This window comes from Arsukibacterium sp. UBA3155 (genome assembly GCA_002364615.1).
Lineage (GTDB): Bacteria > Pseudomonadota > Gammaproteobacteria > Enterobacterales > Alteromonadaceae > Alishewanella.
Window position 1 is genome coordinate 28,113 of record DEYP01000030.1, and the last position, 13,638, is coordinate 41,750.

General features: G+C 48.5%; 10 protein-coding genes. 3 read left to right on the top strand and 7 right to left on the bottom strand.

Going from position 1 to position 13,638, the window contains the following annotated elements:
* Positions 1 to 62 precede the first annotated feature (62 nt).
* Positions 63 to 998 (top strand): sodium-dependent bicarbonate transport family permease, encoded by a 936-nt coding sequence (locus tag B2X65_RS17435; protein WP_290614861.1) that lies wholly within the window; start codon positions 63 to 65, stop codon positions 996 to 998.
* 47 nt (positions 999 to 1,045) lie between these two features.
* A complete protein-coding gene (locus B2X65_RS17440) occupies positions 1,046 to 1,495 on the top strand; it encodes a DUF3429 domain-containing protein (protein WP_290614863.1) in 450 nt (149 codons plus the stop codon).
* A 9-nt stretch (positions 1,496 to 1,504) separates the two neighbouring features.
* Here the strand turns inward: B2X65_RS17440 and B2X65_RS17445 are convergent, their stop codons facing one another.
* The 6 genes from B2X65_RS17445 to B2X65_RS17470 form a co-directional block, all read right to left on the bottom strand.
* The gene (locus tag B2X65_RS17445) at positions 1,505 to 2,029 is read right to left on the bottom strand and encodes a protein tyrosine phosphatase family protein (protein WP_290614865.1); all 525 of its coding nucleotides are present in this window, start codon (positions 2,027 to 2,029) and stop codon (positions 1,505 to 1,507) included.
* 117 nt (positions 2,030 to 2,146) lie between these two features.
* Positions 2,147 to 2,959, bottom strand: coding sequence for an HDOD domain-containing protein (locus B2X65_RS17450; protein ID WP_290614867.1), 813 nt, complete (start codon positions 2,957 to 2,959; stop codon positions 2,147 to 2,149).
* A 117-nt stretch (positions 2,960 to 3,076) separates the two neighbouring features.
* Positions 3,077 to 4,939, bottom strand: coding sequence for a putative bifunctional diguanylate cyclase/phosphodiesterase (locus B2X65_RS17455; protein WP_290614868.1), 1,863 nt, complete (start codon positions 4,937 to 4,939; stop codon positions 3,077 to 3,079).
* 21 nt (positions 4,940 to 4,960) lie between these two features.
* Positions 4,961 to 6,013: an aldo/keto reductase gene (locus B2X65_RS17460; protein ID WP_290614870.1), complete on the bottom strand. Its 1,053-nt coding sequence runs from the start codon at positions 6,011 to 6,013 to the stop codon at positions 4,961 to 4,963.
* A 76-nt stretch (positions 6,014 to 6,089) separates the two neighbouring features.
* The gene (locus B2X65_RS17465) at positions 6,090 to 7,181 is read right to left on the bottom strand and encodes an endonuclease/exonuclease/phosphatase family protein (protein WP_290614872.1); all 1,092 of its coding nucleotides are present in this window, start codon (positions 7,179 to 7,181) and stop codon (positions 6,090 to 6,092) included.
* Between the two features lie 142 nt (positions 7,182 to 7,323).
* Positions 7,324 to 10,167 carry a M16 family metallopeptidase gene (locus B2X65_RS17470; protein ID WP_290614874.1) on the bottom strand — a complete coding sequence of 948 codons (2,844 nt, stop codon included), beginning with the start codon at positions 10,165 to 10,167 and terminating at the stop codon, positions 7,324 to 7,326.
* A gap of 274 nt (positions 10,168 to 10,441) precedes the next feature.
* Here B2X65_RS17470 and B2X65_RS17475 point away from each other — a divergent pair, with 274 nt between their 5' ends.
* Positions 10,442 to 11,980 carry a tetratricopeptide repeat protein gene (locus B2X65_RS17475; RefSeq protein ID WP_290614876.1) on the top strand — a complete coding sequence of 513 codons (1,539 nt, stop codon included), beginning with the start codon at positions 10,442 to 10,444 and terminating at the stop codon, positions 11,978 to 11,980.
* Positions 11,981 to 12,009: 29 nt separating this feature from the next.
* Here B2X65_RS17475 and B2X65_RS17480 read toward each other — a convergent pair whose 3' ends face one another.
* Positions 12,010 to 13,338, bottom strand: coding sequence for an esterase/lipase family protein (locus B2X65_RS17480; RefSeq protein WP_290614878.1), 1,329 nt, complete (start codon positions 13,336 to 13,338; stop codon positions 12,010 to 12,012).
* Between the last annotated feature and the right edge of the window lie 300 nt (positions 13,339 to 13,638).

Consider the following 13,638-nt stretch of genomic DNA (forward strand, 5'->3'; position numbering starts at 1 on the left):
TAATTTTTTTCGGCACACTCAGCACATTGCACTAAGAAAGTGGAAAGTGAGCGGAGCTTATTATGCCAGATGTTGTTATTGCCTTTTTTGCCCTTGGCCTGCTGGCCGGTTTAGTTAAATCAGATTTAAAAGTCCCACTGCCTATTTATGAAACCCTGTCGATATTACTGATGTTAACGTTAGGGTTAAAAGGCGGTATGGCGCTGCATGGTGTGCCATTACTACCAATATTGCCAGAACTAGGGTTGATTGCCGCGACCGGCGTGGCACTGCCACTACTGTTGTATCCATTGCTACGCAAACTGGTAAAGCTTAGCAGTGCCAATGCTGCCAGTGTGGCAGCGCACTATGGCTCGGTTAGCGCCGGTACCTTTGCCGTGGTAATGGCGCTGGCTATTCACCACAACTTACCCATGGCACCACAAACCACCTTGTATCTGGTATTGCTGGAGCTGCCTGCTATCGTCACCATGCTATGGCTGTTTCGCTATCTTAACGGCAGCAAAGCCGGCTCGCTGGCCATTTTGCATGAAGCACTCACCAGCCGTGGCGTGTTGTTGCTGGGCGGTGGCATGCTCATTGGCTGGTTGTACGGGCCACAAGGTTTATCAGGCATTACTCCGGTATTAATGGGTGGCTTTAGTACCTTATTGGCACTGTTTTTACTGGAAATGGGCCTGTGTACCGCTAAAGTCTGCTCGCCACTGCCTTTAACACAATGGCGGCTGATGCTATTTGCCTTAATTGCCCCTTTTGTCCTGGCCTGGTTTGGGATTGCTCTTGGCTTAATGCTGGGATTAAGCAGTGGCAGTATTCTGGTGCTGGCGGGCTTAATGGCCAGCGCATCTTATATCGCGGCACCGGCAGCAATCCGGGCGGCAATCCCCGAGGCCGATATAGGTCTGGCACTGCTGGCGGCATTGGGTATTACCTTCCCGCTCAATGTGTTAGTAGGCTTACCCTTGTATTTAAGCTGGATAAACGCTCTGCTAATCTGATCACAGACAAAGGCGCTGGCGTAATAGCTGAAAAGTCGAGGTTAACCATGAAACTAACTAACATACTGGGCTATGCTGGCTTGCTGCCTTTTGTTTTGCTGCCGCTGGCCTATCATATGCAGTGGCATATGCACTGGCTGGCTGGCAGCGCCCCGCTATTGCAGCTTTATCAGCTGTACAGCGCACTTATTCTGGGTTTTATGGCCGGTGTACTCTGGCCGGTGCTGCACCAGCAGCATAACTCCGCTGCAGAAAATAAGCTCGCCTTACTGGCAGTCAGTTTTCCGGTAGTCAGTATTGTCAGCCTGGCGCTGCTACCGGGTTATTTTCTGCTGTTGCAAGCGTTGTTGTTTTTGCTGCTGCGAATAGCAGAGTTCGGCTCTGGTATTAACCGGCATTACAGTAAAGATTACCAAAACCTGCGAAATGCCCTGACATTGGTAGTCGTGATCAGCCACATCGTAATGTATGTCGTGCTGACGCTGTCAGTAGCATAAGGCTTGGTGTTACTGCTTAGCTTTATCGGTCAGCACCGCTTTTACTTTCGGCTCCAGTGAGCTTAAGCCGGCGGCGCGGCCAAACTCCAGCGCTTCCTCAACAGGTTTACCATTAATTTCATGGGCGCCAATGGCAAGCAGTGCCCCCACCCGGTTACCTGACGCGCAGTGCACAAACACTTTTTCATCACCTTGTAACAACTGATAAAGCGCACGGGCATTATCAGTTGTTACATCACCGGCGCCAGCAACCGGCAAAGCACTATAAGTCATGCCAAGCGCTTCGACTTCTGCCTGTTCATCATAAGAAATCGACTCCTCTGCCCCCCGCAGGTTAATAATCTTGGTAATGCCAGCGGCTTTCAGCATTGCCAACTCGGCCTGCGTCGGCTGGCCACCAGTTAGCAGATTTTCGGCAGGCTGGTTAAAAGAAGGTGGAACTGCGGCATTTTCGCGGCTGTCAGCCGAATAGCTTATAAATACCAACACGATTACGATAAAAGCAGACGCAAAAGCGAATTTTACTCCGTACATGACATTTTTCTCCAAAAGCTTGAAGCCCATTGTTAAATCATTTGCCCTGAACTAGTACCACTTATATCTGACTGGCGGTAAGCAATCGATGTCTTACCGCTACCCGCTTTGCCGATATTACTGCAGTAGTGTCAGAATATCGTCGTCCGCTTCCGCAAACTTTTCCATTCTTAAATACACGGTTTCTAAACTAAGATGTGCAGCATGAACCAGTTTAACCGGGAAGTCGTCAAAAACGCCTTGCGCGACCTTATCGTTGTAATTAATCATATAACGGGCCAGATACATCAGTGTGGCGTAAGGCAACAAAGTGCCGCTGCCAGCGGGTTGATGCTGCCATCGAATTGCCTCAGCTATTTCGTCCGGAAATTTCCAGTGTTTCGCCAGTTCGCTGCCAGCCATGGTGTAATCAAAACCAAATAATTCAAGCTCGGTTTTGCGTCGAGGCGCCCCACCGGCTACTTGTTGATCGATAGTCTGAGCGAGCTCAGGCTTAACAATGTGAATAAGGTACTCACCAATTCCATGCAATAAGCCACAGGTATAAGCAATTTCTGCGTCAACATTGTTTAATTTAGCCAGCCATTTCGCCCGGTTGGCCATCATAAATGATCTGCGCCAATAGGTTTTTAAATCAAAACTGGCCGGCGCTTTAAAACTGGATACCAAGCCGACAGAAAGTACCAAGGTGCGAAGTGCGTCCCTGCCTAGTACTACCAAAGCATCTTTAACCGAACCCACTTTACGCTGGCCACCATAATGAGCCGAGTTAGCAAGACGCAATACTTTTGCAGTAATCGCCTGATCGCTGGTAATAATACCGGCCAACTTCTCTGTTGAGACATCCTCATCCCTCATGCTGGCAATCAGTTTTTGAACCACTTCTGGAATACTAGGTAAATTAGTCGCTTGCTCAATCATTTGCTTCATAACAGTATCATTCCGCCGGTTGACAAATCATGGTTTTATTTACAGTGAGCTTAATGCCTGAGCGTTCAGTTAACAAGGGATTGCACCCCGTATTTGTTAAATGTGTAATTCTATTATTCAGCTTTCAGTTGCTGATGTCTGTTGTTGTTTTATCCAGGCTGCTGTTTCAGACGCTGGTTCCGGACGAGCGAATAAATAGCCTTGATAGCAAAGACAGCCGCTCTGGCGCAGCAAGTTATGTTGTACTGCGGTTTCCACTCCTTCCGCCACCAGTTTCATGCCGTAGGTATTGGCGATACCAATTATGGCGTCAACAATAACCCAATCTCTTGGGTTACCCGAACTGCCGCTACGCACAAAATATTGATCAATTTTTACTTCATCAAACGGCAGTCGCGATAAATACGATAACGATGAGTAGCCGGTACCAAAATCGTCCATGGAAAATCTGACACCCAGTTGTTTAATTTGCAGCATGCGTTCAACAGCATCGTCCAGATTCGCCAGAATTAAACTCTCTGTCAGTTCCAGAATAAGTAACTGCGGCGCCAGTTCATATTTATCCAGACATTGTGAAATGATGCTGACAAAATCAGGTAAATAGAACTGTCTGGCGCTGATATTGACAGACATGGTTAAACCGGCAAGTTTGGGATCGGTCTGCCATTTTTGCAGCTGCTGGCAGGTATGATGCAATACCCAGTAACCAATCTCTTCAATCTGGCCGCTTTGCTCTGCCAGTGGAATAAAAAGTGCCGGTGATACTGAACCAAGCTGTGGGTGATTCCAGCGCAGCAGCGCCTCGACACCGCTGACTAAGCCATTGTCAGCAATTTGTGGCTGGTAATGGACACTCAGCTGCTTTGCCGACACCGCTTCGGCCAGTGCTAACTCAATAGCATTACGATGCTGCTGTTGCTGATACATTTTGGCCGCAAAAAGTTGCTGGCCATTGCCACCTGCCGCTTTTACATGAGAGACCGCCATTTCAGCCTGCTTTAATAGTTGATCAGCGCTAACGCTACTGTCATTAATGACGCAATACCCCAAACTGAAATTATTTTTAAAATAATGACCATTAATATCATAGGGCTGTTGCAAATTATGCCGCAGGGTTAAAGCAAACCGTTCCAGCTGACTGGTATATTCAGGCAGCTGTCCTGGTAATTCTGTTACCAGAATAACGAATTCATCACTACTTAAGCGGCCACATGCACTACCAGCGGGCGCATGATGTTGTAACCGCTCAGCAACCTGCCGCAGCAGCTCATCACCGGCTTTGTGGCCCAGGGTATCGTTGACACGTTTAAAGTGATCGACGTCAATTAACACCACTGCGCGCTGCTCACCAGCCTCTTTGGCACACAACTCCTGCAAACACTTCTGAATTTTTCGTCGGTTATACAAACCGGTTAGGCCATCATAATAGGCCAACTGATGCATTTTTTGCTCGGCAGACTTGCGCTGGGAAATATCGGTAATAAAACCACTCCAGCTCACACCTTGCGCATCACGCTCGGGTATTGCATTACCGAACAACCAACGTATGGTGCCCTGCTCGGTAACTACTCTGTACTCATGGCGCCACGGTGTCATACTTTCAGCAGACTGATAAATAGATTGCAGCATGCCTTCCCGATCCTCTTCATGAATCACTTCCAGCACTGGCAATGCATCCCGTTTAGCATCTCGCGGGCTGATACGATAAAAGTCACGGATGGCATCACTGGCATAAGGAAAGGTAAAGTTCCCGTCATTATCCAGCCTGAATTCATACACCATACCAGGCACTCTGGCAGCGATACGATGTAAACGCTCCGCCAGCTGTTGCACCCTGACATTGGCCTGAACCTGGCTTTGCTCAGCGCTTTTAACTCGCCTACGTAGCAGCACCGTAATGGTTGCCAGTAATAAAATGGAGACGACCACGACCAGCGCTAACGTACCAAGCGTCTCAGTCGTAAAGGCTAAAAATTCCATGAGTAATCCTGGTACATAAACTTAAAATGGCTGTGGATGCAGTTTCAGATACTGGCTGATATCATCCAGCAGTGTCTGGCTGATACTGATATTCCACGCCGCAATATTCTGTTGTAACTGCATCATAGTAGTCGCCCCTATAATAGTCGACGTAACCCCCTCTACCTGATTGACCCATGCTAAGGCTAATTGAGCTGGATCAAGTTTATGGCTGGCAGCCAATTCTACAAAATCAGCTATCGCTGTGGCCGATTGAGGAGTATCACGAAACAGGCCATTACGCTGCAGCATGCTCCAGCGGCTACCCTGTGGCCTTGCACCGTGCAGGTATTTGCCGGTTAAAGCGCCGCCCGCCAATGGCGACCAGGGTAAGTACGCTATATTTTCATGAATACACTGCTCAATTAAATAGGGCCAGTCTTTGGTGTGCAGCAGGCTGAATTCGTTTTGAATAGAGACCATTCTGGGCAAGTTGTGCTCAAGGCTTAACTGCAAATATTGGCTAATGCCCCACGGCGACTCATTAGACAAACCACAAAAACGAATTTTGCCGGCTTTGACACAACTATCCAGCGCTTGCAGTAAGCCCAGCATTTGCTCGGTTTGTTCGCCGGTATCAACGTCGGAAAAACCAATACGACCAACGCTATGCCTGCCAAAGTGCGGCGAAACACGGTTGGGCCAGTGCAGCTGATACAGGTCCAGGTAATCGGTTTGCAGCCGGCTTAACGAGTCATCGACCGCCTGCAATAACGTTTGTGCGGTCATGATGCCGCCATCACGAATATACGACAGGCCACTACCCGCCATTTTACTGGCAATAATAAGCTTTGATCGCTTATCGTTGTTACGGCGCAGCCAATCGCCAATGATCCGCTCCGTCGCACCATAAGATTCAGCAGTTGGTGGCACAGAATACATCTCTGCAGTATCAATAAAATTAACCCCATGCTCCAGAGCATATGCCAACTGTTCATCGGCATCTTGCTGAGTATTCTGGGTGCCCCAGGTCATGGTTCCTAAACAAACACGGGAAACATCAATGTTGCTGCTACCAAGTACTGAATATTGCATAAATAATCCGTTATTAAACTGTCAGCTCGTGAAAAGTGAAGATTCAGCTGCACAGCTTAAATAATATTAAATCTAATTATGGAACCGCCTGAGTTTCGGGACGGTGCACCTGATCAGGTGCTACAGCTTGCGCCATCATTTTATCCTGCGCCAGCTGTTTATCGTCCTGATCGGGATCAACGCCATCCTGCGGTTGCTGCCTACCGGTGTAACATAACCTGACCAGCATGGGGAAATGATCTGAGCCAATAGAAGGCAGCCGCTGTAACTGTTGCAAGGTAAAGTGGCTGCTATGAAATATGTGGTCCAGCGGCCAGCGCATAAAAGGGTAATCGGCATGAAAACTGTTAAACATACCGCGGCCGATACGGGGATCAAGCAATCCGCTGATCTTCCGAAATAGCCGGGTTGTTTCCGACCAGGCAACGTCATTTAAATCACCGGCGACAATGACTGGCGTTGTCACATCTTTAACACTGGATGCCACCACCAGTAATTCGGCATCACGTTCTTCAGAGCTGTAGTTTTCTGACGGGCTCGGCGGTGCAGGGTGTAAAAAGTGTACGGCAATCCGGCTACCATCAGTCAGCTCTGCTTCAGCATGAATAGAAGGTACCCCTTCTTCGACCAGAAACTGCAACGAGGCATTATGTAATGGCAAGCGTGAGTAAACATGCATACCATACAAATTATCCAGCGGACATTTAACACTGTGTGGGTAACTATCACTTAACTGGTCCAGCTGCTGCTGCCACCAACTATTGGACTCTAACGTCACCAGAATATCGGGCTGATGTTGTTTAACCAAATCAATAAGGGCTTGTGCATTGCGATTTGGGCCCAGCACATTTGAGTTGAGAATAGCAATGCAGGGACTCGTGCTATCGGCCGCCGTTGCCATAACTTCTTTACTAAATAACGGCGTGTAAGGCAGTATCCACCACAGCTGAAATAACAGGCAGCCACTACTTATCAGCAACATCGACCACTGATTAAACTGAGTTAAGTCGGTAAAAAGCAGCTGCAGAACGACAATCACCACAGCGAGCACCGCCAGCTGCAACCTTGGAAAATCCAGACCGCGAACCCACCATGCTTCAAACCGCCACAACGGTAATAACGTCAACAATGCTAATAGCAGGCTGGCCAGCCATAACCCGATAACCATTTATCTGCCTCTTAAATTTGCCATACTCTGCCACTTTAGGGGCTGGACCAGCAAAATGCCAGTATTACCCCGGTGCCGGACAGAAAAACACCTCGCGAATAATAACGCCACCCGGGGGTGGCGTTCTGCTACTTCATAATTCTTATAACGATAAATCTTCTACCGGATATCCCAGAGCTTCCAGTTCCGGACGTAACACGGCAGAGTCACCCACCACCACAATCACCATATCTTTTGGATTAAAGTGTTGTTTTGCCAACTGGTTAATATTTTCTTTACTGATAGTGGCAATAATCGAATTGCGTTCATCAACAAAGGTCGGCGCCAGATCATGCTGCAGGATCTGGGCTAAGAAACCCAATTTAGCGTTCGGTGTTTCGTATTTTAAAGCGTCACGCTGATTCAGCGCCCGGCGCATAAATGCCAGCTCAGGATCAGTAACCCCCTCTGCACTAAAGCGGTTTAGCTCGTCGATAAACTCTTTTACTGACGCGGCTGTGGCATCAGCCCGCACCGCGGCTGAGGCAATAAACACCCCGGTATAACCATCTGCGTTAAACCCGGTACGGGCACCGTAGGTATAGCCTTTGTCTTCCCGCAAGTTAAGGTTTATCCGGCTGTTAAAATTACCACCAATGGTGAAGTTAGCTAAGCCTGTTTTAAAGTACTCACCGGTAATATCCTCAGACAAACTGCGCTTACCGATACGGATCTCTGATTGCGGTGAATCATCTTTATGCACCAGATAAATAACCGAGCCACGACTGGTATCTGCTGGCACCTTAACATTTACCGCCGGTGCTTTACCGGTAAACTGCGTAAGCGGCGTAATCGCCTGCTGCAGCTTGTCCTTCGCTAAATCTGACACCACGATTAACTGGCCACCATCAGGCTTAAAGTGGCTTTGATAATACGCTTTTACATCTTCCAGGCTCAGGTTAGTGACACTGGCTAAGGTACCACCACCAGGCTGACCTAAAATGCTGTCGCCATACATCAGCTTACGAAATGCATTGCTGGCCAGGTAGCCCGCATTCTTCTCAGACTGTTGAATGCCTTGTAAACGTTGTTGCTTCAAGCGATTAAAATCGTCTTCGTTAAACGCCGGTTGCAGCATTTTCTCCATCAGAATATCGATGGTTTTATCCAGGTTTTTGCTCAGGCTTAACACATAAAGCTGAATATGTTCATCGCTGGCGCTGATGCTGATATAACTACCGAGCTTCTCTAATTCCAGAGCAATTTCTTCACCGCTGAAGTTTTTGGTATCTTCGTTCAGCATCGCGGTTAACATGCTGCTTAAGCCGGTTTTATCCGGGTTTTCGTAATACAAACCACTGTTTAATTTCAACAACATTGCAGTAGTTGGCGTTTCATCGCTGGCCGCACCTAATACCTTAATGCCATTGTCCAGACTGCTTTGCCAGTATGCTGGCACCGTAACGGCAGGATTAACTCCGGCTTGTGGCTCTACACTGCGATCAAAGTCATCGGTGGCACGCCTCACCTGCAAATCGTCGGCACTGGTGGTAGAAGGGCCACCAAAATCCTGTTCTTGCGGGGTAAAGTTATCCGCAGCAGCAATTAACTCCAGCTTACCGCGCGGCACCACTGACATCACTACTGCACCTTTACCTTTGAGGTAGGTATTGTACACCCGCATTACGTCTTCTTTAGTGACTTTATTAACCCGGTTTAAATCGTTCTGCAGGTTGTCCGGATTGCCGGTCAACGTTTCATTAATTGCTAGCTGGCTTACTTTACCCGATACGCTTTGCAGACCATAAATCGTGTTGGCCTCCATTTGTGCTTTCACTTTTAGCAGGTCGTCGTCATTCACGCCGCGCTGCTCAAACTCGGCCAGGCTGTCCCGCATTAATGCTTCAATATCTGCCAGGTTTTTACCCGATGTCGGGTGTGGCAAGGCTAATAAGTTGAAGGTACAGGCCAGCTCAGCACAGGGATGGTTCACCGTAGCTTGTACCGCGACCTGAGTTTTCACCAGATTTTTATAGAAAATAGAATTTTTACCGCCGCCAAGGATCTCGGCCAGTACATCAAGCGCGGCTTCATCTTCGTTACGCAGGTATACCGTCGGATAAGACATATAAAGCAGCGGTAAATGGACGTTATCTTCCATTGAAATATAACGGTTGCTATCCAGTGATACCGGTTGCTTCGCCGCTGCGGTCACTTCAGGGCCACGGGGAATTGAACCAAAGTACTGCTTTACTAACGGGAGGACTTCTTGGGCGGTTACCGCGCCACCAATCGTAATAGTGGCATTATTGGGGCCGTACCAGCGTAAAAAGAACGCTTTAACATCGTTAACATTGGCCCGGTTTAAATCATCCATATAGCCGATTACCGGCCATGAGTATGGATGTCCTACCGGGTACAAGGCTTGCGATACCCGTTCCCCCAGGCGGCCGTAGGGTCTGTTATCAACACGTTGACCACGTTCGTTTTTCACGGTTTCGCGTTGTACTTCAAACTTCTCTTCCGTTACGGCATCCAGTAAAAAACCCATCCGGTCTGCTTCTAACCACAACATTTTTTCCAGCTGATTTGATGGTACTGTCTGAAAGTAGTTAGTACGATCAGAGTTTGTTGTGCCATTTAGCGTACCACCGGCTTCGGTCACAATCCGAAAATGCTCTTCATCGCCAACGTTTTCTGAGCCCTGAAACATCATATGTTCAAAAAAGTGCGCGAAACCCGATTTACCCAGCTCTTCCCGGGCAGAGCCAACATGGTAGGTAACATCTACATGCACCAATGGATCAGAATGATCTTCATGCACAATAACTGTTAAGCCATTGTCCAGCTCATATTTTTTGTAGGGTACTGACACACCGTTTTTCTGCTGAGTATGCTCAGTAATCAGTTTAACGCCTTGCGGTAACTGTGGTGCAGCCGGTTGTTGGCTACACGCCGAAATGCCCGCTACCAGGCCCATGGCCAGCACAATTTTCGATAATTTCAAATCTTTTTCTCCGGATGAATTCTTGTTGTCATTTTATTTACAAGGCCATGTTAAGTGTTAAAGGCAGCAGAGTCATTAGCCTGGTAATATTTTGAAACACTTTAGCCACAATTTGCGGCAAGCTGCGCTATTTTTAAGTTTGTAAATTTTATCCCGCTTTACTTGGTTAAAATATCGGCTGCCTGCTACGCTTACTCTGATAATACTAAGCTGCTAAATTATATAGTTTATCAGTTCAGGTTGGCGCCACTATTTCAGGGTCAGGGAGACAAGCGTGAAAGTAGTAATGCGGTTTTTATCAGAACTACGCCGACGCAAAGTTATTCAAACCCTTATTCCGTTTCTGGGCGTTATCTGGCTACTGTTACAAATTATCGCTGTGGTTACCCCGCTTTTAAACTTAAGTCCCTTTGTTGCCACCAGCCTGACGATTTTCCTGTTTGCCTGCTTTCCGGTGGTGTTTTACCTGGCCTGGTATTTTGATATTACGCCACAGGGCGTAAAGGTTACCGAAGTTGATTACAGCGAAAACCCCAAGCCTCTGGGGCCTAAGTGGTGGTTGGGTTTAAGCGTAGTGATGGTGGGCTCCTTAATGCTGGGCCTGCATTATTTCGACAACGCCCGTACTGACTTTGCCAAACGCAGTGAAGGTCTGGAAAACAGCATTAAAGCCAGTTCTATTGCGGTGCTGCCATTTCGGGATCAAAGCCCCGATAACGACCAGCAGTACCTGGCAGCCGGTGTTACTGAAGAGCTGGCTAGCCTGCTTGGCCGGGTGCCAGGGTTGCAGGTCGCTTCGGCCAGTGCCGGTTTTAATGTAGCCCGGAAAAACCTGCTACCGGTGGATATTGCCAGGCGTTTGCAGGTTGATACCTTACTGAGTGGTAGCATTCATAAAATTGGCAATCAAATCCGGCTGCGGGTAGAGCTGATTAATGCCAAAGACGGTATGACGTTATGGAGCCAGAGCTTTTCGCGGGAACTGAGCGATATTTTTGCGGTAGAAACCGAAATCGCCCGGGCTATCGCTAACTTGCTGCAACAACGTTATTTAGCAGCAGGCAGCCTGACTAACCTGAATAATACTGCCAGTACCGATGCCTATATGATGTACCTGCGTGGTCGCGAACAATATCGATTACAAACCACAGAATCAATTAAAGAAGCGCGCCGCTTATTCGAACAGGCGCTGGCGCTCGACCCGGAATACGCCATGGCTTATGTGGCACTGGCCGATACCATTATTTTACTGGCCGAGGGCAGTGCCAGTTTTGGTGTATTAAAAGCCGATATTGCCGCCACTCTGGCGGAACAACAGCTGGCAAAGGCATTGGTACGTGCGCCCGAACTGGCCGAAGCCCATGCCGTGCGCGGCTTATTACTGTTTTACCTGCAAAGTAACTACGATGCCGCGCTACCGGCGCTGGATAAAGCGCTTAGCCTGAACCCGAATTTGGCTCAGGCTCATTTATGGCGCTTTGTCGCTTTAGAACAGCTTGGCCGCAGCCAGGATGCGTGGCAGGCCTTACAACAGGCGCACCAGTTGGACCCTGTTGCGATTAGCCATCAGTACAACCTGGCTTTTAAACTGGCCGAGCGCGGTGACATAAATGCTGCAAAGCAACAATATCAGCAGCTGATTTCTGACTTCCCAAGCTCACCAGTCGGGTATCTTGGTTTAGCCAAGCTAAACAGCGCAAATTCCACTTCGGGAGTACCCATGCTAAGCCATATCGAAAACAATGCGGTTCTGGACAACCTTGATCCCCAACTCATGCAAGACATTAAAGCCCTGGGCTGGCAAAACAACTAACTCTGCCATCTCCAGCTATGCCACAACTATTAGCGCAATTTAAATACTGCAGCATCGACGCTACGCTGCATCACCACCTGCAGCAGCACCGTTTGATGTGGGGTAAATAACCAGTCAATGTCATCGGGTTGCAGCTTTAAGCCCGCGGTGGCGCTGGCCGCGACACTGGCATAACCAACCGGCTGACGCGGTGGCTTATAATGTGGCTCGGCATTAAAGCTAATGTACAACTTATTGAGCTGATAGCGCTGGCGCAGTTCGTTCAGGCTGGCCAGGTTAAAATACAGGGTACGATAAGCGCCGTTATCACTATAGGCATGCACCCCGCATAAAAACTGCTGGTACAATTGCTGCTCAAATTTTTCATCTTTTTTACCGGTGCGGTAAAACTCCACAAAATAGTCCTGCACATTGTTGGCCAGATGATCGGTCAGCTGACACACTACCTGACTGCGCTGCGGGCTTTTGCCGATGACGGCCGGGTCAAGTGCATTAATCTGCTGCTGCCAGTTAAAACTGTCGGCTAACGGCTGATAATCGGCATCTTCTACCTTTAACGCCTCTGCCAATATCGTTTGGGTAAGTGGATTGTTTGGCCCTTTATCTTTAAACACTAAGGTGCTGTGGTTTTCGTTGTCCAGAATAGCCAGCGCAATATCGCCTTTGCTGCGACTGAACTGCAAACTGCCGGGTAGCACGCATTGCTGCTCGTCCAGCGCCACCGTGATGCGGCTGCAATTAAGATTAGCACCACTGATCCGCACGGTGCCATCGGAACCGGCTTCGTTAGCAATAGCACTGACACCCGAGTAACCGGTATTTCCAATCATTACGGTTGCCAGAATTTTGCCGGCGCCATACCAGCTGTCTTCTGCAAATAAATCGTTAAAGGCCAGTTGCTGACTATAGGGAGAGGCCAGTTCCAGCCCTTTAAGAATTTGCGTACCCGTCTGAAAACCCGGCTGGCCCCAGCCTTTTACCGCCCGGCCAAAAAAGCTGCGGCCTTTGTGGGCTAAATGTGAGCCAAAATTAGCCGGCGCCATCATGACAAAGCGTTTAACCGGGTTGTGGCTGGCGCTGTAAAACTGGGTAAGCCACTGCCGTGCGACAAGGGAGCCGGTGCTGTGTACCACTAAATCGACGCTGCGATCAGCCGTTGGCAGGCCCATTTCATGCCAGGCACGCTGCATGGCGGTGCCCAAATCGGTGTAGGTCACATCGTCGTGCATCGACAGCCAGTCGCCAAGATGCAAATGCACGGTTTTTTTATTCGGTAACTGTTTAATAAATTTACTGATAGTGGCAAAAGAGCGACTGTTGTCGCTCCAGCCATGCAGAATAATAACCGGGTTGTCCATAACGTTTTCCTTGTTGCCAACCGGAAAACCAGACTTCACCCGCAACGTGCGCAGATCTTGGTTAACGTAAATAACGCTCACAGAGTATAGCAAGCTTTAACAATGCTATTGAGTTAATCGCCATGCGCTAATTCTGTCAGCACCTGCTGCGCATAGCTGCGCTTGCAGCTTAACAGGCTATCTTCTAATTTGTAGAACAAACCTGCCATTATTATCCAATATCGCCGCGGGTTAAATTTGGCTACAGTTGCCACATACGATCAGCAGTGAACAGATACTGGCTGAATAGTTTTTGCAAGA